Annotated in this window: 21 protein-coding genes; 14 read left to right on the top strand and 7 right to left on the bottom strand. The window is 59.2% G+C overall.

Going from position 1 to position 26,667, the window contains the following annotated elements:
* Positions 1–155 precede the first annotated feature (155 nt).
* Positions 156–1,490, bottom strand: coding sequence for a HEPN domain-containing protein (locus LDN85_RS18400; RefSeq protein WP_223943758.1), 1,335 nt, complete (start codon positions 1,488–1,490; stop codon positions 156–158).
* 621 nt (positions 1,491–2,111) lie between these two features.
* Here LDN85_RS18400 and LDN85_RS18395 point away from each other — a divergent pair.
* A complete protein-coding gene (locus LDN85_RS18395; protein WP_223943757.1) occupies positions 2,112–3,317 on the top strand; it encodes a hypothetical protein in 1,206 nt (401 codons plus the stop codon).
* A 476-nt stretch (positions 3,318–3,793) separates the two neighbouring features.
* Positions 3,794–4,651 (top strand): reverse transcriptase family protein, encoded by an 858-nt coding sequence (locus LDN85_RS18390; RefSeq protein ID WP_263422071.1) that lies wholly within the window; start codon positions 3,794–3,796, stop codon positions 4,649–4,651.
* A gap of 607 nt (positions 4,652–5,258) precedes the next feature.
* Here LDN85_RS18390 and LDN85_RS18385 read toward each other — a convergent pair.
* Positions 5,259–6,932: an AAA family ATPase gene (locus LDN85_RS18385; RefSeq protein WP_223943755.1), complete on the bottom strand. Its 1,674-nt coding sequence runs from the start codon at positions 6,930–6,932 to the stop codon at positions 5,259–5,261.
* A 618-nt stretch (positions 6,933–7,550) separates the two neighbouring features.
* Here LDN85_RS18385 and LDN85_RS18380 point away from each other — a divergent pair.
* The 6 genes from LDN85_RS18380 (at position 7,551) to LDN85_RS18355 (ending at position 13,839) form a co-directional block, all read left to right on the top strand.
* Complete coding sequence (locus tag LDN85_RS18380) at positions 7,551–8,546, top strand: LacI family DNA-binding transcriptional regulator (protein ID WP_223943754.1); 996 nt, start codon at positions 7,551–7,553, stop codon at positions 8,544–8,546.
* Positions 8,547–8,744: 198 nt separating this feature from the next.
* Entirely contained in the window at positions 8,745–10,064 is a 1,320-nt protein-coding gene (locus LDN85_RS18375) for an ABC transporter substrate-binding protein (RefSeq protein WP_223943753.1), read from the top strand.
* A gap of 2 nt (positions 10,065–10,066) precedes the next feature.
* Complete coding sequence (locus tag LDN85_RS18370) at positions 10,067–11,023, top strand: sugar ABC transporter permease (protein ID WP_223943752.1); 957 nt, start codon at positions 10,067–10,069, stop codon at positions 11,021–11,023.
* Positions 11,020–11,919 (top strand): carbohydrate ABC transporter permease, encoded by a 900-nt coding sequence (locus LDN85_RS18365; protein WP_223943751.1) that lies wholly within the window; start codon positions 11,020–11,022, stop codon positions 11,917–11,919. Before LDN85_RS18370 ends, LDN85_RS18365 begins: the two co-directional genes overlap by 4 nt.
* A gap of 64 nt (positions 11,920–11,983) precedes the next feature.
* Positions 11,984–13,087 carry a Gfo/Idh/MocA family oxidoreductase gene (locus tag LDN85_RS18360; protein WP_223943750.1) on the top strand — a complete coding sequence of 368 codons (1,104 nt, stop codon included), beginning with the start codon at positions 11,984–11,986 and terminating at the stop codon, positions 13,085–13,087.
* A gap of 2 nt (positions 13,088–13,089) precedes the next feature.
* Positions 13,090–13,839 carry a ThuA domain-containing protein gene (locus LDN85_RS18355; RefSeq protein WP_223943749.1) on the top strand — a complete coding sequence of 250 codons (750 nt, stop codon included), beginning with the start codon at positions 13,090–13,092 and terminating at the stop codon, positions 13,837–13,839.
* Between the two features lie 46 nt (positions 13,840–13,885).
* On the opposite strand, the gene LDN85_RS18350 is transcribed toward LDN85_RS18355, so the two are convergent.
* The 4 genes from LDN85_RS18350 to LDN85_RS18335 all read right to left on the bottom strand — a co-directional run bounded on the left by LDN85_RS18350 (position 13,886) and on the right by LDN85_RS18335 (position 19,407).
* Positions 13,886–14,134, bottom strand: a complete 249-nt coding sequence (locus LDN85_RS18350) for a hypothetical protein (protein WP_026543516.1) — start codon at positions 14,132–14,134, stop codon at positions 13,886–13,888.
* Between the two features lie 229 nt (positions 14,135–14,363).
* Positions 14,364–16,370: an FG-GAP-like repeat-containing protein gene (locus LDN85_RS18345; protein WP_081733472.1), complete on the bottom strand. Its 2,007-nt coding sequence runs from the start codon at positions 16,368–16,370 to the stop codon at positions 14,364–14,366.
* 63 nt (positions 16,371–16,433) lie between these two features.
* On the bottom strand, positions 16,434–18,416 hold the full coding sequence (locus tag LDN85_RS18340) for an FG-GAP-like repeat-containing protein (RefSeq protein WP_223943748.1): 1,983 nt from the start codon (positions 18,414–18,416) through the stop codon (positions 16,434–16,436).
* Positions 18,417–18,513: 97 nt separating this feature from the next.
* Complete coding sequence (locus LDN85_RS18335; RefSeq protein WP_223943747.1) at positions 18,514–19,407, bottom strand: LysR substrate-binding domain-containing protein; 894 nt, start codon at positions 19,405–19,407, stop codon at positions 18,514–18,516.
* Positions 19,408–19,522: 115 nt separating this feature from the next.
* On the opposite strand from LDN85_RS18335, the gene LDN85_RS18330 reads away from it, so the two are divergent.
* The 3 genes from LDN85_RS18330 to LDN85_RS18320 are packed head-to-tail and all read left to right on the top strand — an operon-like array spanning position 19,523 to position 23,216.
* A complete protein-coding gene (locus LDN85_RS18330; protein WP_223943746.1) occupies positions 19,523–20,287 on the top strand; it encodes an enoyl-CoA hydratase/isomerase family protein in 765 nt (254 codons plus the stop codon).
* 17 nt (positions 20,288–20,304) lie between these two features.
* A complete protein-coding gene (locus LDN85_RS18325) occupies positions 20,305–21,897 on the top strand; it encodes an AMP-binding protein (RefSeq protein ID WP_223943745.1) in 1,593 nt (530 codons plus the stop codon).
* Positions 21,894–23,216 carry an MFS transporter gene (locus LDN85_RS18320; protein WP_223943744.1) on the top strand — a complete coding sequence of 441 codons (1,323 nt, stop codon included), beginning with the start codon at positions 21,894–21,896 and terminating at the stop codon, positions 23,214–23,216. The genes LDN85_RS18325 and LDN85_RS18320 overlap by 4 nt, the downstream gene beginning before the upstream one ends.
* A 63-nt stretch (positions 23,217–23,279) precedes the next feature.
* On the opposite strand, the gene LDN85_RS18315 is transcribed toward LDN85_RS18320, so the two are convergent.
* Positions 23,280–23,699 (bottom strand): hypothetical protein, encoded by a 420-nt coding sequence (locus LDN85_RS18315; RefSeq protein WP_026542034.1) that lies wholly within the window; start codon positions 23,697–23,699, stop codon positions 23,280–23,282.
* A 357-nt stretch (positions 23,700–24,056) separates the two neighbouring features.
* On the opposite strand from LDN85_RS18315, the gene LDN85_RS18310 reads away from it, so the two are divergent.
* From LDN85_RS18310 to LDN85_RS18300, 3 genes are read left to right on the top strand one after another with little or no spacing between them, the layout of a single operon-like run.
* Complete coding sequence (locus tag LDN85_RS18310; RefSeq protein ID WP_155854093.1) at positions 24,057–24,551, top strand: DUF6301 family protein; 495 nt, start codon at positions 24,057–24,059, stop codon at positions 24,549–24,551.
* A 1-nt stretch (position 24,552) separates the two neighbouring features.
* Positions 24,553–26,175: a hypothetical protein gene (locus LDN85_RS18305; protein WP_223943743.1), complete on the top strand. Its 1,623-nt coding sequence runs from the start codon at positions 24,553–24,555 to the stop codon at positions 26,173–26,175.
* On the top strand, positions 26,172–26,657 hold the full coding sequence (locus LDN85_RS18300; RefSeq protein WP_035761073.1) for a DUF6301 family protein: 486 nt from the start codon (positions 26,172–26,174) through the stop codon (positions 26,655–26,657). Before LDN85_RS18305 ends, LDN85_RS18300 begins: the two co-directional genes overlap by 4 nt.
* Positions 26,658–26,667: the final 10 nt, after the last annotated feature.

The raw sequence follows: 26,667 nt of genomic DNA, 5'->3' as shown, positions 1-26,667 counted from the left end.
GGCAACCGCATCGACGCCATCCAGCAAAGTCTTGTGCCCTCCGAGGAAGACAACATGCTCAAAGTCTCCTCGGACGGCCGCAAAGCCGCCTTGGACATGAGACTGGTGGGTCCGCACTGTTCCAGCACGGACCCACCAAGATCAGTGCCACAGCTTCAGCCATCGGCAGTTCGGTAGGAATTTATTTGCGGGTCCCGTGCGATTCTTTCTCGAAGTTTTTCAGGGTCAGCTCCGAGCTCGACGGCAATCCAGACCCTGAATAGAAGGACCCCCTCTCGCCAGCAGTTGGCAATATCTACCGTTTGGGGGAGTTGACGGTTGGCATGCTTAAGAGCGTTATAGGTATCCGCCATCCGTTTTGACCAGCCTGCGTCTACAAAGGGTAAAAGCCCAGGCACTTCTTTGACGATGCGGTCCAGTCGTTGCTGGTAAGAGACGTACTTGGCTTGTGACTCAGGAAGGCCGTCCTTGCGAATAAACAGAAGGAAGCCAAGGGCTTCCAAGCCGATAGCCACTTGGGTTAGTTCGACGCCGATTGTCACGCCGTCCAGGTAGAGACTCGATACGGCAGGGTCCACCGCTCTTGCGAATTCGTCACGCAGCTTGATCCAACGGGCGAGACCTTCGGCTCCGAGTTCATCCCAGAGAATCAGATGCTCAAACCGCCGTGACTCTTCCTTGCGCGCTGGCGCCCTTGAGTCTATGGCCTTCCTCCACCATTGCTGTCGCTCCGACTCCGGAGTGCGTCCTTCAATAGAATCTTCCGTTCGGGCAACGGACACGGGTATGTAGCTCTCATCACGCCATCGTGAGACAGCCAAAAGGTCCCGAATCGCCCTCATAGCTAGATGATGCCGACTCCAAGGTAATTCTTCTTCGGTTCGATGTTCTACCCACACGATGTCCTCTATTAGAAGACTGCCATCTTTGGGTGTTCTACGTATAGCAGGCCGCAGGACGATTTCGGACTCGGGAATATTGATGACTTCCGGTATCGCCACATGAAATTCCGCAGACTGGAAGCGGCCCTCTTCATCAAATTTCCTGGTCTGAGAAATGGCAGTTGTTCCTAACCATGCGCGAAGTCCCGAGACCTCTGACCTCATGCCGGTGACTTTTGCATGAGCCATTGATGGGGCATCCAAGACCGCCGCCCCTACATAGAGCCGGCCCGATCCGATCCGATGGTTGGTGTGGTAGCCGTCCTTACGGCATCCAATCAGCGCCACCGGGCCGTAGGAGTCATGAAAGAAGAGGGTTGTTGGTACTGACGGGCGAGATCGAGATTCCCCGGCCGATACCGAGACAATATCGAAATAGTCGGTTGTGAACCACCGAGCATACTCGGGGCTCTCATCGTGGCTGAAGATGAGTGATATAAAGATGCCCCTACTGGTCAGCTCGAGTGTGGCGCTCACCTCGGAAGTAGCCTTGTCCCCAGTTGAGAGGCTGCCGTACCGAGGTTGTCCGATAATCAATTCATTGGGCATCTTCTGATTCTGCCTTGCGACCCAACCCGATGGATGCTGCCCAGCCGGAAGTTGACCAAAAAAGACCGTTTTTGACCGCAGCCGGAATCTAGACACTAGGACCAAGGATGTGGCTCGCGACGATAAATGGCGGCGTTCTGGCCGCGCTATTTGTCACTTGGGTGACGTTGTTGTTCCTCGCCTGATCGCGCGGTAGGCAGTGGATCGAGCGACGCCGAATAGCTCCGCAATCTCGCTCGTGGTAGGCGCCCGCCCTGGTGCAGGCTGACGAGGTGGGCCTCTTGAACTTTCGACAGCTTTGGTTGTTTCTCCGGAGCCAGCGGAACAGGATCCGACAAGGCTTGCCGGACAGTGTCCCTGCCGACCTGATACCGCGTGGCCGGGTCCGCGGATCGACACGACCTCCACGCGGGAATCTCGGCGGATCGTGGCATACAGCCAGCTCCCTGCGGACCCTCATCCGGGGCCGCCAAAATGATTGTTTTCAACAGATGAAAACAACGCTGAAGGGGTCCTGATTCGTACCGTCGCGACGGTCCTGAAGTAAACTACGATAGTCAGTTTCAGCTAGCCTATGGAAAGATACCAAGGTAGCTATCTTTTGACGAAGTAGGAGCACCTATGGAATTATCTAAAACCCGCCGTGCTGCAGAATGGTTGAAGCAATTTGAGGTAGATGATCAAGCAGCGGCCATGGCGCTATTAGATAGCGTGCGATTTTTACAAGGTGGTGAAGTAATCATCGGCATACGACGGTCAATCGAAGAACTGCTCGCGGACCGTCAAGAACGCTTTCCCGTAGCTCTCGTTCCAATTATTTCTTCAGAAGATATGATCCGCGAAGACGGTATTGATGATGATGCAGAACTAATTACCTTCTGTGGGTTCGACCCCGCGCAACCAATCGCAAATAACCCTGGCAGTGAAGCCTTGATGGCGCAGCTCATACGCGAAGTCCGAAGGGCATCTCCGTCCGCGTCTATTTTCTCCGCGCCACTAACCCTGGAGGAAATGAGGAAATCTAAGGTCCACACCCTTTTATGCGTAACTGACTATATCGGGTCAGGTCAACAAGTTTTAGATTACGTCGAAACGTGGTACCGCAACCGAACCATTAGGAGTTGGCGATCGTTTAAGTGGCTTCAAATCGGCGTCATTGCGTACGCTGCAACATCCGCTGGAAAAAGCCTAGTTGAGACTAGCCCGCATATAGATTTTCTTAAAGTTACGGAGATCGCCCCGGGCATTAGAGAAATAGAAAACTCCTATCTTGGAGCAAAGGTCGCGGAAGTATGTCGCATCTACGCGAAGCACGGAAAGATAGGGCCCGCACTTGGATACCGTGGTAGCGCGGGATTGTTTGCAAGTTCATTCTCAGTACCTAACAACCTTCCGGCCATTCTTATTAGAAGATCTAAAAGATGGGAACCCTTCTTCGATGGTCGTTCAGTATCAACCAGCCTCTCAGACGAAATTGGGAGCCATGTTCCGGGCGTCAATATTTCGCAGCAACTTCTCGATGCGGGACAAGTTCGGCTTGCAGCACGTCATCGAGACGGGCACATCGATCGTCCATGGCAAACGCATATGATTATGCTCGGCCTTCTGCCTCGCACTGAGGAGCAACTAGCCCTGGCTCTCGGCTTACACCTACCAGCCGTAAGAGCAATTTTGGTTTCTCTCGAACGTCTGCAGTTGATTGATACCAAAGGTAGGCTCACATCGGCTGGATACGAAGCGCTAGCATCCCACCGCCGGAAGCCTCGCCGGGCTCCGGCGTTGCTCACCCCGGACCCTTCTCCGTACTATCCTCGCTATAAGACGTGAGGAGGGGTCACTTGCTTAGTGATGAAGCTGCAGCATCGTTGCAGCTCGCTGGAGTGTGGCGTTAGGCCACACTCAAGGATCGTGGCTAACTGTGATCATAGGACGATCTGAGTCTGCGCGTGGGGCTGGATGGAGACATCCTTCCATCGGCGACTCGGGGATTCTCCATCCAGTCCTACGGAACCCTACGGGTCGAAAGGTAAGCTGACGTGATTCCTCCTCACCTCTATCATCAGCAGGGGGTCAATCTTGGGATTGAGCCATCTGCACTTAAGCGCGCATCGGCGGAAAGAGCTCGATTGCGGGCTCAAGGTGCGTATCCGATTCTCTCGCTAGGGCACCTCGCCAGCGAGACCGGTGCTTCGTACAGCTACCTACGGGAAATCGTCAGCAGATCCCGGGACCCATATCGTTCGATCGCGATACCTAAAGCAACGGGGGGCACACGGCCTATCTCGGCGCCCGAGCCAATCCTCATGGACGTACAACGATGGATCTTGCGCAATATCCTCGACAAGTTGCCCATGCACCCAGCAAGCTACGCTTATCGTTCGAAGACCTCCATTGTGCAATGTGCATCGCAACATATGGGTGCTCGTTGGTTGGTGAAGATGGATCTACACGATTTCTTCGGCACCGTAGGTGAACAATCGGTGTATCGGGTTTTTCGAAAATTGGGCTACAACAAACTTGTGTCCTTCGAACTTGCACGGATCACGACACGGACAGAAGATCTCGAACGTGCACCTTGGCTCGCTGCGAACACTGTCATCGGTAGTTATGCTGTAGCCGGGATGGGAGTCCTTCCGCAAGGCGGACCGACGAGCGGCTCTCTTGCAAATGCTGCCGCGACTCGCCTCGACCAACTCCTGCAGAAATTCTCACTTCAACGCAGTCTAAATTACACTCGCTATTCTGACGATTTGACATTCTCGAGCCTTGACGCCTTCGATCGCCTTACCGCAGAATCGGTTGTCCAGGAAGTATCGGGTTTGGTTCGGAAAGCAGGTTTCGTCACACACCGGGCTAAGACGCGTATTGTTCCGCCTGGTTCCCGAAAAGTCGTTCTTGGGCTTTTGGTTGATGATTCTGTGCGTTTGATGCCCGAGCATCGCAGACGTATCGAAGTGCATCTTCGTGGATGCGAGAAATTTGGGCTTGCAAATCACGCCGAACATCGAAAGTTTAACTCAGTTTTTGCACTTGTCGATCATCTTGCCGGCTGGCTTGCCTTCGCACTTGGAGTCGATAAAGTAGTTGCGCTGAGCTGGTGTCGACGGTTCAATAAAATTCTTGAGCGCGAAGGTTTACCGCCAATGCCCCATTTAGTTTAGGATGTGTGTCACAGTTGGCGGTTTGTCCGACTAGCAATTAGGGTCTTTCGCAGTAACGTTTCAGTTCTTGTACTTGGCGTTTACATCAGGGTCGTCACGAGCAAGCTTGGTAGTCCCGAGCGTAAACCAAGCATTCCCTGCAGCCCGATGTCGGCAGGTTGCTTGAGGTACTAATCGAGCAGCTCATCGGCAAGCGTAGCTCCTGGGTCCAAAGTGGATGAACTGCCGCTGGCACCCGACAAACGGCGCCGGTCTTCTTGGCAAGCCTCGCGCAGATTCACCGCCTCTCGAATGTCCCGTTACTGACCTGCTCAAACCGGAACGCCTGGGAGCCTGCCCATTCCAAATGGGTCACGGGGTGGCGCTGCCGCCGTCGTAACGATTTGCTTGCCTTGGCAAGACTCCATATATGAAGCGACCGGGGAAATGCCTCGAATGCAGAACGACAGTAAGGGGCGCCTGCTCAGGTAGGGATGTGCGGCCGGGCGTCTCACTATTCAGTTGGTTTGTGATAGGCATTGTCCCGGCTGCGTCTAAATGTCGCTACACCCGGAGATCCCGCACATACCGTGTCTTGTTATGTCGTTTCTCGCCAAGAAGTGTGCGCCTACATGTCGTTGGCGATTCGAATAGCTTGTGCAAGGGAGTCCACCTGTGGCCATAGGTCGTCGTGCCAGTCGGAAACGACATCCCGTTCGGCGAGGGCTCGCGCGACGGTTATTTTGCTGGGTTTGGTCGCTAGCCCATCAAAGGTGTCGGCCAAAGGCGATGAGTTCCGACTCGATGGCACTTCGTAGCTCTTCTCAGGGTATTCAGACGCGAGGACGGCTTCTAGGGATTCTTTTCGAGCGTAGTTCTCGATGGTGTACCCGGCGGTCACCCAGGCTACGGCGTGTATGTTCTGAATCTCCTGAATGATTCGGTTTTTGGTTCCGTTGAGTGCATCGTTTGGCTGTTTCCGGTCGGAGTCGATCAGGATTGCTAGGTTGCGGTTGATATTTAGCAGCGAAATGAATTCGTCGGTCGCTTTATCGTCAACGGCCAGATGGTTGAGGAGTGCACCGCCATAGAACATCACTGAATAGTGTGCGCCTTCGACAAGGTTCGGATGCTTCGTGTTGAGCCAGTGGTTGACGTATATACGGTCGGAGGGACCTTCCACCCATATCAGGAAGTTTGACTGGACCAAGTCCGAGGCCTTGTTGCCGAGGTCTGACACAGCATGAGCAATGGTCGCCGGCGACGACGCAGCGCGGACGGCGCTGAACCCGGATTCCGATGTGACGTGGGAAATCGATGCGACTTCCGCGTTGAGAAGGGCGGCTGAGTGGGTTGAGATGAGATATCTGTTGGTCGTCTCACGATGAAGGTAGGCAATGAGTTTTCGTTGAAGTGTTGGGTGGAGGTGCAGTTCGGGCTCCTCCATGCAGATCAGTGTTTCCTGAATGATCGTTGAAACTGCGGCCAGGAAGATCACTTCGTGGATACCCGTCCCGAGGGAGTCAAGGTCCATGGCCTCACCTTGGCCTAGGACCACGTGGATCGTGTCCTGGGATTGGGGAATCTCGATTAGGGCGTGGGGGTCATCGACGACGTCCCGGACGAAGTTTTGAAGAGCGTGAAACTTAGCCTGGTCTACTGATCGTGTGGCGATAGAGGGTCTTGAAAGTTGTGCTAATCGGGGGACCAGGCCCCGTCCGTTTCTCAGGTCGGTGACTACGCGAGTGGGGTCGGGGGTGGCAGTTAGTTCGCGGATAGCGTCCACCCACTCTGTGGGGGGAATGAAAGACCATGGGCGGAAGGCGCTAAAGATGCCGGTTAAGTTGCTCTGTGGATCAGAACTGGATTGACTAAGCAATTGATTGCTTAAACTTTGCAGGCTCCCGACCGATATACCCGCGCCTTGACCGACGGCCTGAGCGAACTGTTGCAGGCTGGGGATCATCGACAAAGTTGGGTTGTTGACCTGTAGCAGGTCGAACTCCAGCCAGATGGTGTCGGGTTGGCCACGGGTATACGCGTCCCGCGTGAACAGGTCGGTGAAAGGATTCCCCGGGCCCCCTAGGTGAAATGACTGTTTGACGCGTTCGGTCAGACGCAGTCCAAGAGTGATGGCGCGTTCGTGCTTCCAGGGGATGGGGGTGTCTTCGCGGCGCGGGAACAAGGTGTTCGTTGCTGCCTGACCGCTTTCTCGGAGACTTGGAAGCAGCTCGTGCATGATCCGCAGTGTGTTGGATTTTCCAACGTTGTTGCGGCCGACTACCAAGTGGACCTTTTCCATCGGGCCTACGATGAAAAGTTCTTCACCGCCGAAACTTCTATAGCCTCTAACGCCAAAGCCTGCCCAGTCCTGTAGCAACCCGTACTCCTGCCCAATCTAAGTTCACGAAACTATTTAAGAGCGTAATCGTTACTCGTGCCATTCCCGCTTTATGGCGACGCTCTAGGAATCCACGGCACCTCGGGCGGGGATTGGTGCTACTCGCCAGGGCGGGGGAGTTCTGCAACTCGTCGTGACTTGGTGGCAATCTCTCTAATGGATCGTTTGACGCGACCCCTCTCCTAACGTCATGGTCAATCCATATGCCTTTGTATCGGTGGTTTGCGATGTCCCAGCAAACTATCTCATCTTGATTTTCTCGATGTTGATGAGTTCACGCCTTTGGCGAGACTTTGGCAGGTGGTGTTGGTTCTGTGTGTACCGTAGTGGCATGGTGCGCCCCATCCCCGAGTCGGTACCCTTATGACCGCTTTCAGTGATCGCGCCAGCGGTGTAACTTCAACTGACCCATCAGCCCACATCGCTCTCCATACTCCAGCTATGCTGAAGAGCGCCTGTGGGCGCGGAAGTGGCGTGGCGGCAGAGTCCATCGTCACTGCTCGCGGAAGGACAAACTGAATGGCTCGGCCGACAGTTCAGGATGTCGCCAGAACGGCGGGTGTGTCCGTGGGGACGGTGTCGCGCGTCTTGAACGGAAGCTCCGCAGTCAGCGATGCGGCCAAGGAGAAGGTTAACGCAGCCATAACGGAGCTCAGCTACCGTCCGCTAGCTTCAGCAAGGGATCTCCGCAGGGACCGAACCATGCGCGTTCTCGCTCTTGCCAAGAACCTGGATTCCCTCGTCATCAGCGAAGTCTTCCGCGGCGTTGGAGACGCAGCCGCGGACAACGGCTATGTCAGCCTCATTGCAGCCACCGACGGGGATCTGGATCGCGAACAGCAACTCGTGGACATGCTGCGCAACGGGTCCGTGGACGGGCTGGTGATCTTTTCCCCAACCATGCCGGACGACGACGTAAACACCGTTGCCGAGCAAATGAGCGTCGTCCAGGTCTGTGAGATCGTCGATGCCGAGGCGGCATTCGGAGTGTCCATTGACGACCGCCAAGCCGCCTACGACATCACCAAACACCTGATCGACACGGGCGCCAAGAAGCTGGCAATGCTCGCCCACAGGGGTGCCCGCTCGGGTCGACTCAGGGAGGAAGGCTTCCGCCAAGCCTTGGAGGAGAATGGCCTGGAACCAGACCGGGTGCACCTGGGCGAAGGCAACTTCGGCTTCCACGCCGGACGCAATCTCACTATGAAACTCCTGGAAGCCAAAGGCCTCCCGGATGCCGTCTTCTGCGGAACGGACGTCGTTGCCGCCGGGTGCGTCCGTGAGCTCACCGATGCCGGCATAAAGGTCCCGGATGACATCGCCGTAGCAGGTTTCGATGACTCGGCCCAAGCAGAAATGTGTGTCCCGGAGCTAACCACGGTAAGACAGCCGGCCTACGAAATGGGCCGAGTTGCCTTCGCTGAACTCCTGGAACGCATGACAGTCCCAGGCGCCCACCGCAAGGGCAGAACCTTCCTCCCGCACGAACTCGTCATCCGGGACTCCACCAAATAAAAGGGTTGACAGCCCTCCGTGGTCCCTGTCACACTACTTTGGAATCGATTCCACGGCCGCAAGGCCGATTCTTATGGAAACATTTGGAATCGATTCCACAGAATGCAAGAACCACCGGCAAAGAAGCCAGCCTCAGCACGCGGGATAGTCAAAGCGCGCACTGAACCCCACCGCCCACAGCCGCCAAAGGAGCCACTTGTGGACTTGAACCGACCTGCTTCCCCGCTCCAGAACCAGACTCAAGCAACGCCCCGCAACCGAAAAGCACTGGCGGCCACAGCAATAGCCGCAGCCCTCCTCCTCACCGCGTGCGGCGGGGGAGCAGCACCCCAAGGTGCCGAACAAGCGGCAGCTGCCGATCCGGCGTCGGGCGCTAGTGCCAGCGGCGCTGTGAACATCTGCGGCGTCAAGGACGCGAGCGGCATTTACAAGGGCACGGCGGAGGCGTTCACCAAGGCGAACGGCAAGGTGACGGCCAAGTACACGGAGATCGGCGCCACCACGGATGAAGCCCGCACGCAGATCGTGCAGCGGCTGGAGGGCAAGTCCACGGAGTGCGACATCTTCATCACGGACGTCATCTGGACCTCCGAGTTCGCCTCACAGGGCTGGCTGCTGGACCAGACCAAGCTGGTAGAGGCCAACAAGGACCGGCTCATTCCCTCCACAGTGGAAACCACCAAGTACGAGGACAAGTACTGGGGCTCGCCGTTCTTCACCAACGCCGGATTGATCTATTACGAGAAGGACAAGGTGGCCAAGCCCGAGACCTGGCAGCAGCTCTACGCAGAAGCCGCCAAAGCTCCCGGCAACGGCTTCGTCTACCAAGGCAAGCAGTACGAGGGCCTCACGGTGAACTTCCTCGAAATGCTCTACAGCGCGGGCGGCGAAGTCCTCGATGACCAAGGCAACGTCAAGATCGACTCCAAGGAAACCCGCGACGTCCTCAACTTCATGAGTGACGGACTCAAGAACGGCTCAGCCGACCGCGCCGTCCTCACCTACAACGAAGACCCCGCCCGCCTCGCCTACGAGTCCGGCGACTTCGGATACCAGCGCAACTGGCCGCACGTGTACCGACTGCTCAACGCGACACCGCTGGCGTCCAGCTTCGCGGTCGCACCGCTGCCGGCATGGGAAGGCGGCAAGGCCTCCGGTGTGCTCGGCGGCTGGAACCTGGCGATCTCGGCCCACTCCACCAACCAGGCCGGGGCTGTCTCGTTCATCGACTTCGCCACCACCCCGGACTGGCAGAAGCACGTGGCCATGGACTACTCGCAGGCCCCGGTGAACGAAGCCGCCTACTCGGACCCGGCGGTGCTGCAGAAGATGCCGTTCGCTACCGAACTCCTCGCCTCCGTGAAGGGTGCCAAGCCCCGCCCGATCTCGCCGGTCTACCCGCAGATCAGCCAGGCGATCTACAAGAACGTCTACGCCGTCCTCTCCGGAACCGCCTCCACCGAGGACGCCGTGAAGAGCATGGCCGAGGAAATCACCAGCGCCAAGGCGAGCTTCTGATCATGACCCTCAAGACAATTCAAGCCAGCGGCGCACCCGGAGGCCGCTCGCCAAACCGCGTAAGCGGCCGCGACCGGGCCGAGCGGAAGCTCGCGTTCCGCATGACCGCCCCATCGCTGGTCATCATGGCGCTGGTTGCGGCGGTCCCCATCGGCTACGCGATCTGGCTCTCGCTGAACCAGTACAGCGTCCGCACCGCAGGGCTCTCACGCTTCGTAGGTCTGGACAACTACATCGCCGCCCTCACCAGCAGTGAATGGTGGGCCGCGTTCGGCCAGACCTTCCTCTTCGCGGGCCTCTCCGTCAGCCTGGAACTCATCCTCGGTACGGCCATGGCGCTCCTGCTCAACCTCGCGTTCAAGGGCCGCGCAGTCCTGCGCACCGTGGTTCTGCTGCCCTACGCGATCATCACCGTGGTCAGTGCCATCACCTGGCAAACCATGTTCCAGCCCAACATGGGCCTGGTCACCAACGTCCTCTCCACGCTGGGGCTGCCCGGCGGCGACGTCGTCTGGCTCGGTGAACACGGATATGCGATGGCCGTGATCGTCATGGCCGACGTCTGGAAGACCACGCCCTTCGCGGCACTCATCATCCTTGCCGGCCTGCAGGTCATCTCCGCCGAAACGTACGAGGCCGCGGAACTCGACGGCGCCAGCAAATGGCAGACCTTCGTCCACATCACCCTGCCGCTCCTGCGCCCGGCAATCGTCCTCGCCGCGATCTTCCGCACCATGGACGCCCTCCGCGTCTTCGACCTGCCGTTCGTCCTCACCCGCGGCGCCAACGGCACCGAATCCATGTCCATGCTCGCCTACGGCCAACTGCGCGAAAACCGGCTGGTGGGCGAAGGCTCGGCGCTGTCCATCCTGACCTTCCTCACCGTCATGGTGGTCTCCGTTATCTACATCCGCTTCGGCGGCGGCAACATCCGCGACGTCGCGAAGGAGGAACAATGAGCACGCTGACTGCAGAACGCACGACGCCGGAACTCGCCACCGCGCGCAAGGCGCCAAAACGTCGCTTGCGCGGGGAATCGAAACTGCATCCCCTGGTGTGGGTGTTCGTGGTGGCCGTCATGGCTTTCTCACTCATCCCCTTCTACTGGCTGGTCAACACCTCTCTTAAGAAGGGAGCGAGCCTGTCCAAGGGCGAGCTCTTCCCGAGCCAGCCGACGCTCGAGAACTATCTGGTGGTCTTCCAGAACCCCGAGTTCCTCCTGGCCTTGCGCAACTCGGTGATTATCGCCGTCGTGACTACAACGGTGGCGCTGGTCTTCGCGTCCTTCGCCGCGTATGCGCTGGCCAGGCTGAAGATGCGCCGCAAGGCGATGATCCTGACGCTGATCCTCTCGGTCACCACGTTCCCGGCCATCGCGATTGCGGCCCCGATGTTCTCCATCTGGCGCGAAATAGGCCTGTACGACACCTTGCTTGGCCTCATCATCCCGAAGCTGACGTTCGCGTTGCCGCTGGCGATCTACACGCTGACGTCGTTCTTCAAGGAGATACCGCGTGAGCTGGAGGAATCCGCGTACATGGATGGCGCCACACCGTTTGTTGCCTTCCGAAAAGTCATCCTGCCGCTCGCGGTTCCCGGTCTGGCTACGACGGCGATCCTGGTGTTCATCTCGGTCTGGAACGAATTCCTCCTGGCCGTCACGCTGACCACCTCGCCGGAAGCCCGGCCCGTGCCGGTCGCGATTGCGTTCTTCAGCGGAACCAGCGAGTTCGACCAACCCCTCGGCACCATCAGCGCCGCCTCGGTGATCATCACCGTCCCGCTCGTGATCCTGGTGCTCTTGTGCCAGAAGCGAATCGTGTCCGGCATGACGGCCGGCGCGGTCAAGGGCTAAGCCCGTCACGAAGTCCCGAAACCCCTCACAGACTCTAAGAAACCACCCAAAGAACAGGAACAACGTGAGCATTCAGCAGCAGGCCCCGTCCGCAACCCTCAAGGTAGGAGTTGTGGGCATTGGTTGGGCCGGCCAGCAGCACCTCAAGGCATACAGCAACATTCCCGGCGTCGAAATTGTTGCCGTCGCGGGCATGGAAGAAGAGCTTCTCGCCCAGCTGACCGAGGAATACAGCATCCCTCATGCCTTCGCCCGCTGGGAGGACATGATCGAGCTCGAGGACCTCGACGCCGTCAGCGTCGCCGTGCCGACGTTCCTGCACGCACCCATCGCGATTGCTTCGCTCGAGCGGGGCCTGCATGTGCTGAGTGAGAAGCCGATCGCGCGCAACGCCGTCGAGGGTCAACAGATGGTGGACGCCGCCCGCAAGGCCGGCCGCGTTCTGGACGTCGCGTTCAATCACCGCCGCCGCGGCGACATCCAGGCGCTGAAGGAAGTGATCGACGCCGGGACGCTGGGACGTCCGTACTACGCCAAGGCGTCGTGGCTCCGCCGCCAAGGGATTCCGATGCTGGGCAGCTGGTTCACCAATCCTGAACTCGCCGGCGGTGGTCCGCTGGCTGATATCGGCGTCCACGTGCTGGACTACTCGCTGCACCTGCTGGGGGAGCCGAAGGTCCTGGCGGTCTCGGCCTCGACCCACTCCGAACTCGGACCCCGCGGGCTCGGCGGCAACGCCCGCTACACAGCCTCGAACTCCAGCCATAAGTTTGAAGTGGAAGACTTCGCCTCCGCATTTATTCGCCTGGAAGGTGGCGGTACCTTGATCCTCGAAGCCGGCTGGGCCACCTACCGCGACGAGCGTGACCTGATGGACTTCACCGTTTACGGGACCGACGGCGGAGCGGACTTGCGCTCGGTGGGCGCCTCCGAGAACCCGGTAGCGGACGTCCACGTCTTCACCGAGAAGGACGGCGAGAACGCGGACTTCGAGGTGGTGGCCGAACCCGGGCGAGCCCACCAGGCCGTCGTCGACGATTTCATTGCCGCCGTGCGCGGTGGCGAAACTGTATGGGGAAGCCATGACGGTTCGCTCGCCCTGAGCCGCGCGCTGATACTCGATGCTTGCTACAAATCCGCCCTGGAACAACGTGAAGTGGTGCTCTGAAAATGACTGATTCGAAATTGAAGATTGTTGTCTGGAACGAGGCCGTCCACGAGGCCCGCAACGAACCTGCGACCATCGGCGAGATGTACCCCGAAGGGATCCACGGCGCCATCGCTGCAGGGCTCCGCGGTTTCTACCCGGACTCCGAAATCTCCACAGCGACCCTCGCTGATCCCGAGCACGGGCTCTCCGAAGAAGTTCTGGAGCAGACTGATGTGTTGCTGTGGTGGGGGCACATCGCCCATCAGGAAGTCGCTGACGAAGTGGTGGAGCGCGTGCAGCGGCACGTCCTGGGCGGAATGGGTTTGGTGGTGCTGCACTCCGGACACTTCGCCAAGATCTTCACCCGTTTGTTGGGCACTACCTGCTCGCTGAAGTGGCGCAACGAGGGCGAACGTGAGCTTGTGTGGACGGTCAAGCCCTCGCACCCGATCGCCGCTGGGATCGAGAGCCCGATTGTGATTCCGCAGCAGGAAATGTACGGCGAGCTGTTCGACATTCCGGAGCCCGATGACCTGATCTTCATCAGCTCGTTCACCGGGGGAGAGGTGTTCCGCTCCGGCGTGACGTTCTCCCGTGGCAAGGGCCGGATCTTCTACTTCAGCCCCGGCGACCAGGAATACCCCGTGTACCACCAGCCGCAGATCCAGAAGGTCATCGCCAACGGGGTTGGCTGGGTTGCGCAGCCGGGTGTGTTCCGGGAAGCGCCGGAGGTCAGCAACCCTGCGCGGGGGTGGTTCGAGGAGGCGTAGGGCCTCGGGCGGGATGGCCGGCTACGACAAAGCGGCCGGGCGTGGCTTATCTCTTGTCTGCAATTTCCGTGGCGGCTCGTCGGGACCTGATGATTGCCAGTCCGAAAACGCTGCCTGCAGCGGCCAGGAAGAAGAACAGCACCAGCAGTGGCCCCGACATCCCCGGGAAGAGCGGGTTGCGGCCGGTCAGGAAGATTGAAGCCAAGAGGCCCACCATCGACACGCAGAAAATCAGCCCCAGTGCCTTCTGCATGCGGCCCTGGCGAATTGGCAGTGACTTGTTTGAAGTAGCCATGGATTGATCCTATGCCGACAGGTCCGGTGAGCATCGGGCCCAGCCATCTCACGCCGTGTCTTCAGGGGCACGTATGGAGGAACGAGTCGTACAACGTACGGGCCACACACCGGCACACCGCCGATGAAACATCTACACTCGAGCTCTTTTTCCAAGTCCTTGATTCGCTGCGAAAGAGGCCGGTGGGCAATATGCAAGCGCTGGGCCTCTCGTCCGCGCCACTTTCGGCCTAAAGAATCGGTGACAGGCCATTCCATCCAATGCTGATGACACCCGGGTAGAGCCATTCGCCCTTACCGTTTCCTGGGTAGTTCCACAGGTAACCGGAATTGTCGCGGGCAAGTATGTCCGGGTAGGTGTCGCCGTCGAAGTCACCAGGACTCGTGATTTCGTCCATGACGTTCCAGCCATAACCGATCTTGCTTTCAGGTAGCCATCCGCTTTTGCCGTTCCCCGGGTAGAGCCATAGCGATCCAGCGCTGTCACGGGCGACGATGTCGGCGAAAGTATCGCCATCGAAGTCCCCTGGGCTTGTGAGCTCGCTCATGGTGCTCCAGCCGTAGCCGATCTTTGTCTGGGGTAGCCATCCGCCTTTGCCGTTCCCCGGGTAGAGCCACAGTGATCCAGCGCTGTCACGGGCGACGATGTCACCGAACGTATCGCCGTTGAAGTCTCCAGGGCTGAAAATTTCACTCATGGCGTTCCATCCGAAACCGATCTTTGTCTGGGGGAGCCATCCGCCCTGGCCGTTACCCGGATAGAGCCATAATGATCCGGAAGCATCGCGTGCCAGAACGTCCATGTTGCGGTCGCCGTTGAAATCTGTCGAGGTCGTGATTGACGACATCACGTTCCACCCAGAACCAATACGCGATTGGCCCCATTCCCCGCCGTCACCGCGGCCTCGATGGAGCCAAAGCGACCCTGAGGAGTCTCTCGCTATCACATCCGGAAAGTTGTCGCCGTCGAAGTCCTTAGTCCTCGGTTTTGGAAGCACCGTGATGGTCACTGTGGGTGAGGATGCGCTTGTCCCAAGGACGTTGGTTGCAGAGATTCTGAATGTGAACTTTCCGGCCGCTGTTGGCCGACCAGTCAGAGCGCCTGTCCTCGAGTCGAAGGTAGTTCCTGGCGGAATCGACCCGGAAACGATGCTGATCTGAGCGGGCGGTGCAGACGTAACCCCGAAACTATATGAATATTCAAAACCCACTGTTGCTGGAGGAGGAGTTACCGGGGGAGTAACAACGGGGACGGCCGAGGTGGTGCTACCGTCCAAAACCAAAAGTTCGTCACGTGAGGTGGCGACAAATACTGTATGAGTCTTGGGGTTAATTGCAATACCGAAAGTATCCGAGTTGGTGGTGATTCGCTGAGTCACCTCGCCTCCGTTTATGACAACGAGGCCTTCCCCGCCGCCGTTGGGGACGCTTACGAACAAAGTTCCCGTCTTCGGGTCTACGGCCACATCGCGTGCGCCGCCTGCGATTGAGATTTGGGATGCAACAGCGTCGTTCTTGATGACGGTTACACCCTGTGTCATCTCATTGGCAACGTAAACCGTGTGCGTGACAGGGTCGACGGTCACACCCTGCGGGAAGCTGTAGTCGCCCGATAGTTTGATTGTTTTTGTCACCGCTCCTCCCTTGACGATGGAAAGAGTTCCACTTCCGCGATTGGTGACATACACGGCATGAGTCCCTGGATCTACAGCAACGTCTGAAGGGTAGTGGCCAACCGCAATGCGGGAAGTCACCTTTCCGTCCTCAATGACCGCCAATCGATGGGGGTCGTTGACGCCCGCCGCGCTGCTCCAGTCTGTTACGTACGCAATGTGTGTCCCGGGGTCCACCGCGACGGCCATTGGAGCGCCCCCGACGGAAACGGTGGTAGTCACCACCGTTCCATTGATGACCGAGACGGTTCCAGAAGCTGAATTCACAACGTACACAGTGCTCGTGGATGAATCCACGGCGATACCTTGAGGCCTGTCACCGACTGGAATGGTGTGGGTTACGGTATCCCCTTGAATAACCGAAACAGTGTTGCTCCCGGAATTTGTGGCGTACACCGTTCCCGTTGCAGAATTCACAGCAACTCCAACAGGTGCCTTGCCGACTGGTACCCAGTCCGTCAGCGTCGGTGCGGCAACTGAAATTTCGGACATAGGCGGCGTGACTAGAACTGTGAGCGATAGTGTCACCGTGGCGGCAATACGCCCGAGGAATTTTATGGCCATGGGGGCAGCCCTTACATTGGTTCGAATTCTGCTGGTAAGTGTTCTTTCCTCAAGGAGGTTGAATCAGTTGAGCTGCGACATACCATTCCAGCCAATGCCGATTCTGCTGGCTGTGAGCCAGTCGCCTTTGCCGTTGCCGGGGTAGAGCCAGAGGTAGCCGGCGGTGTCGCGTGCGAGGAGGTCTGTGAAGCTGTCGCCGTTGAAGTCTCCGGGGCTGGTGAGTTCGCTCATGGAGTTCCAGCCGGTGCCAATTTTGGTGGCTGTGAGCCAGCCGCCTTTGCCGTTGCCGGGGTAGAGCCAGAGGTAGCCGGCGGTGTCGCGTGCGAGGAGGTCTGTGAAGCTGTCGCCGTTGAAGTCTCCGGGGCTGGTGAGTTCGCTCATGGAGTTCCAGCCGGTGCCAATTTTGGTGGCTGTGAGCCAGCCGCCTTTGCCGTTGCCGGGGTAGAGCCAGAGGTAGCCGGCGGTGTCGCGTGCGAGGAGGTCTGTGAAGCTGTCGCCGTTGAAATCTCCGGGGCTGGTGAGTTCGCTCATGGAGTTCCAGCCGGTGCCAATTTTGGTGGCTGTGAGCCAGCCGCCTTTGCCGTTGCCGGGGTAGAGCCAGAGGTTGCCTGCAGTGTCCCGGGCCAAGACGTCCAACTTTCGATCACCGTTGAAATCGACCACAGCAGTAATTGATGTCATTGCGTTCCAGCCAGTACCGATCTGAACGGCTGTCAGCCAGCCGCCCTTGCCGTCGCCGGGGTAGAGCCAGAGCCCGCCAGACGCACTTCGCGCCATGACATCGGAATGGCTGTCACCGTTGAAGTCCTTCGGGAGCATTCTTGGAAGCACATTGATCGTGAGATTGGCGGTAACGGCGTCGGGCCCGATGATGTTGCTGGCCCCGACCTTGAAAACAAACTGCCCTTCCAAGGTCGGCGTGCCGGAGAGCGTTCCCGTTGAACCGTCCAAAGTCAGCCCAGGGGGCAGGGAACCGCCAGCAATTCTGAACGTGGCCGGAGGCTGAGCGGTGGTGGAAAACGTGTATGTGTAAGAGGTCCCCACCGACCCAGTACTCACCGGTGTACTGGCGGTGAAGACCGGTCCAGCGGCAGTCAACCGGCCATCAATGACTGACACAGCTCCTGCGTTGGGGTTCGTCGTGTATACGGTGTGTGATGTTGGATCAACCGCCACACTGGACGGATACCAGTCCACGCCGAAGGTGGCGGTGAACTTTCCTTCGTTGAGCGCCAAGACCTGCCTGCTCAGATTGTCGGCGACGAAAACGGAGTGGGTGGCTGGGTCGACAGCTACTCCGTTAGGGCGCCCTGGGAAAGGCACCTTCGCGGAAGTGCCATCGCTGTTGATGACTGTAAGGCTCGCATCGATGCTGCCCGTGTTGTTCGTTACGTAGATCTGGTGCGTCCCGGGGTCGACTGCAACGGAATGCGGGTTTGGTCCGGATGGAAGGGTCTTCACGACTCTGTCAGAGCTGATGATTGACAGCGTTTCGCTGACACTATTGGCGACGACTACCGTGTCATTTCCAGCGTCCACCGCTACGCCGTATGGTCTCCGGCCGACTTTGATTGTGCTCGTCACGGAAGTTCCGGAAATGACCGATACCGAACTCCCCTCGGAGTTGCTGACGTAGACCGAATGGGTTTTTGGATCGACCGCAATTCCCAAAGGTGCGTCGCCAACCGCTACAGTGTTCACCACTTTGTTTCCGGAGATTATGGAAACGTTGTCATTATAGGAATTTGTGACATACACAGTTTGTGTTCCGGGGTCGACTGCCACTGCCCACGGCCTGTCACCGACGGTGATTGTATTCGTCACTTTCCCGCCATTTATTACAGAAACAGTGTTGTCGTAATAATTAGCAACGTAAACGTTCCTGGTTATGGGATCTACTGCCAGGCCGGACGGATAAGACCCTACGGCAATGGCATTCGGCACTGACGGAAGGGCTGATGCCGGGGGCAGCGATACTGCGGTGGCTACAAAGGCAAGTGCGAGCGACGCGCCGGCAATGACGCGGCGCGCGGAGATGACAGTCATAAGCCGAACCCTACAGTGAACTGACTCTCAGTCCTGTCATTCTGCCCGCGTCTAAATACGCGGGAATCTTGTCACGCTCACGCCGTTATTATGTCCCTTACCCATGCCCACCCGCCTCCAGCCCCGCCCCAACGGCCTCAACAAAAGCGTCCGTCTCCGCTGACCGCCTGCTCTTCAGCCACAGCGCCGACGTCCGCCACGCCAGCGGATCACCAACCAACGGACGCCACACCATCCCCGGAGGCAGTGGCGTCCACGGCTCCTCGTTGAAGTGGACCCCGCGGCCGGCCATGATCAGTCCGTGCGTGAAGTGCTGATTCCGCGCATGAACAATAGCCGCAGGTAGATAGCCAAAATCCCGGCACGTGTGCAGGAATGAGTCGTACAACGTCGGGGCCATATGCCGCGGGAAGATGATCAACGGATTCCCGGCCAGGTCACCCAGCGGCACAGCATCCAATGAAGCCAGCGGGTGCGAAGCATTGAGCACCACACCAAGAGCCCGCGAATACAGCGGCCCCGACTCAAAACCCACGCTGCTCAAAGGGTGACGGACCACCGCAACGTCCAGTTCGCCGTCGCGCAGTCGCTCAACCTGCTCAACGGTGGTGAGTTCGTGCAAATTCAGCAGAACGTCAGGCGCAGACGCAGCAAACGAAGAGACCATGGTGGACAGCGCAACAGGGTTCGTGTCCGGCGGCACGGCCACCTGCAGGATGCCCGAAGCGCCGGGACGGATCCGCCGCATCGACTCCTGCGCCATGGCCACATGATCCAGCACCCCACGTGCGTGTTCCAGCAGCAAAGCGCCGGCCTCGGACAGCTCCACACCGGTACGCCGCCGATGAAACAACTGCACCCCGAGCTCTTTCTCCAGGTCCTTGATGCGCTGCGAAAGCGGCGGCTGGGCCATGTGCAAGCGCTGGGCGGCGCGTCCGAAATGCAACTCCTCGGAGAGCACCACGAAGTACTTGAGATGGTGAAGGTCCATCGCCGCACCATACCAGTTTGGTATCAAGCCGAGTAGATATTGATGTTAGACGGGTCACAATCCCCGATGGTCAGATGGGACTCAAGAAGCCCCACCGAACCAAAGGAATCTCCCAATGTCCCAGGACGTCCTCTTCGAACAGACCGGCCCCACCGCCATCATCACGCTCAACCGCCCTGACAAACTCAACGCCTGGACCGAAGCCATGCGCAGCCAACTCATCGACTACCTCGAAGGCCTCAAAGGCAACGACGAGATCCGCACGGTCATCCTCACCGGCAGCGGACGCGCGTTCTGTGCAGGCCAGGACCTGGCCGAGACCGCGTCCATGAACCCCGAGGATCACAAGTCCGCGGAAGCATGGATCGACGGTTTTGACCGCCTCTACCGGGCCGTCCGAAACCTCGACCAGATCACCATCGCCGCGGTAAACGGCGTCGCCGCCGGCTCCGGCTTCCAGTACTCACTCCTCGCAGACCTGCGCGTCGGCGACTCCAAAGTCCGCATGGGCCAACCCGAAGTCCTCTCAGGCATCCCCAGCATCACCGGCATTTGGGCCATGTGGAGCATCCTGGGCAAGTCCAAGACCTCCCAGTTCGTCCTCACCGGCGAGCTGGTGGACGCTGCGGAGGCTCAGCGTCTCGGCCTCCTTAACTACTTGGCGGACGACGGCGGCGTGCTGGCTTACGCCAAAGACCTCGCCGCCCGCTTGAGCCTCCTTCCCCCGGGCGCAGTCCGCCTGACCAAGAACCGGCTGCGCAGCCTGGAAGACGACGACCTCAGCGATGCGATGGCCGAAGCCAAGCGCGTGCACCGGGAGGCCTACGGCACCGGCGAACCGCAGCGCGAGATGGCACGCTTCCTCGCCGGCCGTCGCTGAAGGGACGGGATACCAACGTGAAAACCGCAACCCAAGACCGTTACGCCGAACTGCGGAACAGCCACCGCTGGGAGGTGCCTGAGTTCTACAACATGGCCGTCGACGTCGCCGACCGGCACCCAAGGGACAAGCGCGCGCTCATCCTGGAGTCCGCCGTCGAAGGTCAACGAGAGGTGAGCTGGGGCGAAATCCAGGACCGTTCCCGTCAGATCGCTGCCACCCTGCAAAACGCCGGCATCAAGAAAGGTGACCGGGTCGCCGTTTTGCTGCCCCAGCGCTCCGACACCCCGGCCGCATACCTCGGTGTGCTCCGGACCGGCGCCATCCTGGTCACGATGTCCCTGCTCTGGGCCGCAGAGCCGATCCGCTTCCGGCTGGAGGACAGCGGCGCGTCGGTGATCATCGCCGAAGAGTCAGCGAAGCACCTCTTTGAGGACTATGAGGGCACGTTCATCGACATTGAAAGCCCGGAAATCAAAGAGGCAACCACCGAATTCCAGGATGTCGAAACCAAAGCCGACGATCCCGCCCTCATCTTCTACACCTCGGGCACCACCGGCCGGGCCAAGGGAATCGTCCACGCGCACCGGACCCTCTTGGGCCACAACGAGTTCGAGTACTGCCACCAGATCGGCGACGGCGACGTCTTCTATGGCGCGGGGGACTGGGCATGGTCGCTCGCCAAGCTCATGGGGCCGCTCCGGCTTGGCGCCACGCACCTGGTTTTCCGGCCCCACGGCGGTTTCGATCCCGCGGCCCTGCTGGAGAGCATGAGCCGCCACCGCGTCACCAGCGCGCTGGTCAACCCCACGTTCCTGCGCAAGACGCGCGAAGACGTGCCCGACGCCGGCACTCGCTTCCCGCTGTCCCTGCGGACGGTTTGCTCGTCCAATGAGCCGCTGACGCCGGACCTGATCACGTGGTTCGAGTCGCAGTACGGAGTGACGTTGCTGGATTACTACGGTTCTACGGAGTCGTACCCGCTGCTGGGCAACTATCCGGACGTGCCGGTCAAGCCCGGTTCCATGGGCCGTCCACTCCCTGGATGGGAGGTCCGCCTACTGGACGAAAACGAACAGGAAGTCCCCGCAGGCGAGACCGGTGAGGTCTGCCTCCGGGCGCGCTCCAACCCGCAATTTCCCTTGGGATACTGGAACATGCCGGAGGCGTCCGCCGCCGCATTCGGTGGCGGCTGGTACCACACCAAAGACCAGGCCTACGCGGACGACGACGGCTACTTCTGGTTCCTGGGGAGGACCGACGACGTCATCAAAACGTCCGGCTACCGCGTTGGACCCTATGAGCTGGAGGCAGTCATTCGTGAGCTCGATCCCGTGCGGGACGTGTCCGTCACTGGTGTGCCCGACGAGCTCCGCGGCCAGTCCATCAAGGCCTGGATCGAACTGATGCCCGGCCACGCTGGGGGAGCGGAACTGAGTGAAACCATCGTGGCGCACGTGAAGGAGAACTTCTCCCGCTTCGCGTACCCGCGATTCATTGAATACGTCTCCGCGCTGCCGAAGTCAGCCACCGGAAAAGTCCAGCGGGCCCAGCTCCGCGAACTCCCACACGTTGTAGCCTCTCCCCGCCTCGAAGGACAACAATCATGAATACGATGACCCAGAAAGTAGCTGACACCGAGTCTTCCCCGCGGCGCAGCCTCAAGCGCGTAGCCGCGGCAGCCGCCGTCGGAAATTTCGTCGAATGGTTCGACTCCGCGGCTTATGCGGTCATGTCCGTCACCATTGCGAAACTCTTCTTCCCGGACTACTCCACGACGGCGTCACTTCTGGCCGTGTGGGCGATCTTCGCCGGCGGCTTCATCGCCAGGCCGCTCGGGGCTGCATTCTTTGGACGCTACGGTGACAGGATTGGCCGGAACAAGATGCTCGGCCTCTGCGTGGTGATCATGAGCGCGGCGACGTTCTGCATCGGGATCTTGCCGACATTCGCGGTGATTGGCGTGTGGGCTCCGATCCTCCTCTTCCTGTTCCGCGCGGTTCAGGGCTTCACAACCGGTGGCGAGTACACGGGGTCATCGGCCTTCATCGTCGAATACGCTCCGGAAGGCAAGCGGGCAACGTACGCAAGCATCATCCCCGCCACTGTCGGACTGGCTTCGGTTGCCGGTGCGCTGCTGGGTGTGGCGATTACTTCCACGTTGAGCACTGCTGATCTGCAGGCTTGGGGTTGGCGGATTCCTTTCCTGTTGGCCGCGCCGCTTGGGCTCATTGGCCTCTACATCCGGTCAAAGGTGGACGACACCCCCGTGTTCCGTGGTCTTGAGAAGACGGGTGAAGTGGCAAAGAGGCCTTTGGGCGAAGCCATCCGGATGTGTTCGCGCCAAATCTTCACTCTCTTCGGTTACAGCATCACCAACGCAATCGCGTACTACCTCATGAGCAGCTACATGATTGCGTACATGACCTCGAGCCTTGGCTACTCCTCGGCCGAATCCATGATCACCAGTGTGATCACCATGCTGGTGTACACGGCGGTTTGTCCTCTGGCTGCGCGTGCCAGTGACCGCTACGGCCGGAAACGGATGCTGCTGGTGGCCTGCGTGGGCTTCGTGGTGATGACCATTCCCGCGTTCTCCATCATGCCGCTGGGTCTCGGTTTCGCGATCCTGGGAACGAGCGTCCTGGGCGCGTTGGTAGCCGTGATCGGAACGTCCAACGTGCCGGCGCTGGTGGAGATGTTCCCGTCGTCGGTCCGGGCATCCGGTTCAGCGATTGGTTACACCCTGGCCTACGTGCTGTTCGGTGGAACGGCTCCCTTTGTAGCCACCGGTTTGGTTGCGGGCTTTGGCTCACCGCTGGCTCCGGCCTTCTACCTGATGGGAATGGCATTGGTCTCGGCGGTGGTGGTGGTCCTGTTCTTCCGGGAAACCAAGGACCTGTCACTGTCGCGGACCACGGTTCTGTAAGTTCGTTTGGCTTGATGCCCTGGCGCCCAAACTCAAAGATTCTGGTCGCCAGGGCATCAATCGCTATGACGGATCTTTGCTGGCAGCAGGAGACTTTGGTGGACCCGCCTCTCCCAAGATCAGGTACCACTTCGCCTGAAGCCAAGAGAGCCTGAAGGAGATCGTGTCACCGTCATCGTCGGTAACTGCAGCTTCTTGATGATCGGGCGACTGCCTTACCGACCAAGTTACGGTGACGTCCCCTTGGAGCGATTCTGCCTGGGAAGCCAATATCTCCGCTGCATTCTCTCTGGCCTCCATGTCATTCGCTGAGAGGCCAATAAGCTCCTGGATGTCGCCTTCCCTGGCTGCGTCAACCACGGCATGTGCCACGGAGTCTCGCTGCGCCATGTCAGGGTCGGCGATGTTGTCACAACTGGCTACAGCCAGACAAAGCATGCCAGCAATGGTTATCCGTAAAACAGCGCTGTATAGACGCTTCATGATTTCATTCCATGCTCCACACATCTTCGGGTTAGTGACGTTTGGAGCGTAACCCCGGATTTTGTGACTAGGTGTCGAATCCATGGAAACTAGGTGGTGATTTGCGCCCTCTGGGTGGCGATTATCGGCAAAATGAGTGGTCAGGAGCGCCGCTCTAGGTGTTCAGTATCCTCGGTGTTCAGAGCTGGCCAGACCCACGGCAAACGCCGCATGGGGGATGCTACTTGGCCGCTGTTTCGTCCTCGCGGAGGGCCTAAAAATTTATAGTTACGTGTCATGACCTGTCGGTCTCGTCTTTTACACTGAGGACAAATGCCCAGAGAAACCATCTGAGGCTCGTGCTTTGGGGGAGAACAGATGACAGAACCGGTGACGTGGAAAGCCATGGCCCCAGTCGAGGTCTGTGACCTTATGGACTTCTGGGCTGCCGCTGACTGGCCGCTGTCGAGAGACGAAGTGCAGAACCTCGCTGTCGAGCGTTTCGGCTGGAGCATCGAGGGGGATGACGGCGTGTCCTATCTGATAAATACGGTTTCGGGATTCACCATTCCGGACGTTTCGACCATAGGCAGCAAGGGATCCCTGAGCTATATCAACCTCCGGGTTTCAGACGTGATCCGCCAGGTCACGCCCCAATCCACCGAATTCCTTGGCGACAATTTTGCGCTTATGGTGCGTGAAGGCCAGCAGCGTTGGGGAAAGCCGGCAATGCGGAAACCCGACGGCGCGGAGTCAGCAAGCTGGAATCTGCCCACGGGCGCCTGCATCACGTTGAACTGCAACCCGAAGAGTCTCAGTGCGATGTTCCAAACTCCCCAGGGCGTTGAGATCGACCGGAAGCTGGGGGACTAACGTGGCCAGCGCAAAAGGGCGCCAATCCCGCGTCCCCAACCGTCCGGCGTCGAATCATTCCCTGGAAAAGGACCAGCCGACATCGCTCATCAAGCCTGGACAGTATGCCGTCCTTGACGGTGTTGAGTATCAGATCCTGCGCCGGGGAGATGCTTGGGTGTTGTTGACGGATCAGCCGACGCCGGGTTTCAGTGCGTGGGGCAAGCACGGATACATCCGGGAGATCGGTCCGGGGGAGCAGTTGGAGTGCCATGACGTCAAGCATCGTGGCACGTACCGGGGCTTGATCATCGAAGTCCATCGGAGTGGCCCACATGGATTCTTGGTGAGCAGCCTGGACCCCTCGGCCGGTGACGAGGGGTTTGAAGGTTTTGATCCCCGTGACCGGGATCAGGAAAAGAATATCCCTCCTGATGACCCGGACCTCCTGTTCAGCACTGTCCGGACGCGGGTGCCGATGCCTTGGGCTGAGCGGACACCAAGCGAACGGGCGACGTTCGACTGGAACGATTTCCGGGACAGGCTCGCAGTGACGCTCCGAGGCTTAACGGACCGTGCCATTCTGGTCATCACCTCCAGCGTGTACCCGAACAGATATGTGCAATTCGCGAGGCAGGGCGACCGTCTTGAAGCAGAGGCCCCGGGGAAAGATGTCGTGGGCAACGCCGTCGAGTCCGTGCTGAAGGACGCAGGTTGGCAGGCACTCGGGGTTGGGCAGCCGAACTGGTCCTCTGTCCTCCCGCTTCCGGCGTTGACCTCCGAGTTCCGTGAGCTCGCGGAGCGGTGCGTGGCCGCGTTGCGAAACTCCTACGGCGTCAAGAGTCCGGACGACCTCAGCTATCGGGCCTGGCGTGAGGGAGAACTGATGGCAGCCGGACAGACTTGGTCGGCGGAGCGGGTAGCCGGGATGGATCCAGGTTCCGCTTCCCTGGAACTCCCCGGACTGGGGCTGGACTCGAACCGACTCGACTCAACGGGGACAGTGGAACGGGAGCGTCAACCCACCCTTTGGGTCAGCTCCTTGGACCACCCTCTGGTCGAGGAGATTCTCGGCACCCCGCCCATGAAGGCGATCAACCCTCGGGTGAAGCTGAGCCTGCTCACTCACCCTGACGGTGTTCTGGAATGGAGGTTCCTGGCGGGGACGAAGGTCATCGCGGTGACCGATGATGGCACCCTGGAATTGCGTCATGCCGGCTCCAACCCAACGAAAGTAGTGGCCCGGGCTGACTCTGTTCGGCCCTTCGTTCTCGACCTGGTGCAGGGAATGCTCTGGCCGGAGAAGCAGATAGCCACCTTTGAGGATGCGCCCGGGGTGGATGTAAAAGTCGGCCCCAATGGCACAGAGATTCGATGGGGACGCGGTCACTGGGTGGATTTCATCGGCGGTTTCGAGACCTTCAGGGCGGCCTACCCCCTGATTCACATGCTCAATGCCACCGACGCCGAGATTGTTCAGTCAATGGAGGCATCTGACGGTCGACCCGTTTTCAGGGTGGGTGAGTCGTTGAAGGATGCCGCTGCCGCGGCCGGGTACAACTTCAACTTTTTCAGCTACTCCGCTTGGAGGGTCTGGCTGGAGAGGGCAAAAAGCGAAAACCAAGAAAAAGGGGGAAACACGTGACCTGGAAATCAATGCCTCCCGCCGAGGTCTGCGACGTTATGGACTTCTGGATCGCGGCCCCATGGCCGCTGTCAGAGGACGAGACCCAACAACGTGCTGTGGAGCGGTTCGGGTGGACCACCGAAGTCGAGAACGGCAGGTCTTACCTGATGAACACAGTTTCCAACTTCACGTTCCCTGACGTCATGACCATCGAAGTCAAGAACGTCATGAGGGCAATGAGCCTCGATACCTCGGACAGCATCCGGGACCTCACGCCGGAATCCACTGATTTCCTCAATGATGCTTTCACCCTCATGGTTCGCGAAGGCCAAGCGAGATGGGGAAAACCGACACTTCAGAATTTCAAGGACACCCCATCAGCACGGTGGAACGTCGACGGCGGCGCCCGCGTCACGTTCAGATTCAACCCCAAGGGTCTCTCGGCAACATTCGAGACACCCCAGGGCGCGGAAATCGAAAGGAAACTCGGCGACCGCTGACGTCGCCGGC

The sequence above is a fragment of the Arthrobacter sp. StoSoilB20 genome (assembly GCF_019977295.1).
In the GTDB taxonomy this organism is placed as follows: domain Bacteria; phylum Actinomycetota; class Actinomycetes; order Actinomycetales; family Micrococcaceae; genus Arthrobacter; species Arthrobacter nicotinovorans_A.
The sequence above is the reverse complement of the archived record's forward strand: the minus strand, read 5'-3'. Positions and strand labels throughout refer to the sequence as shown.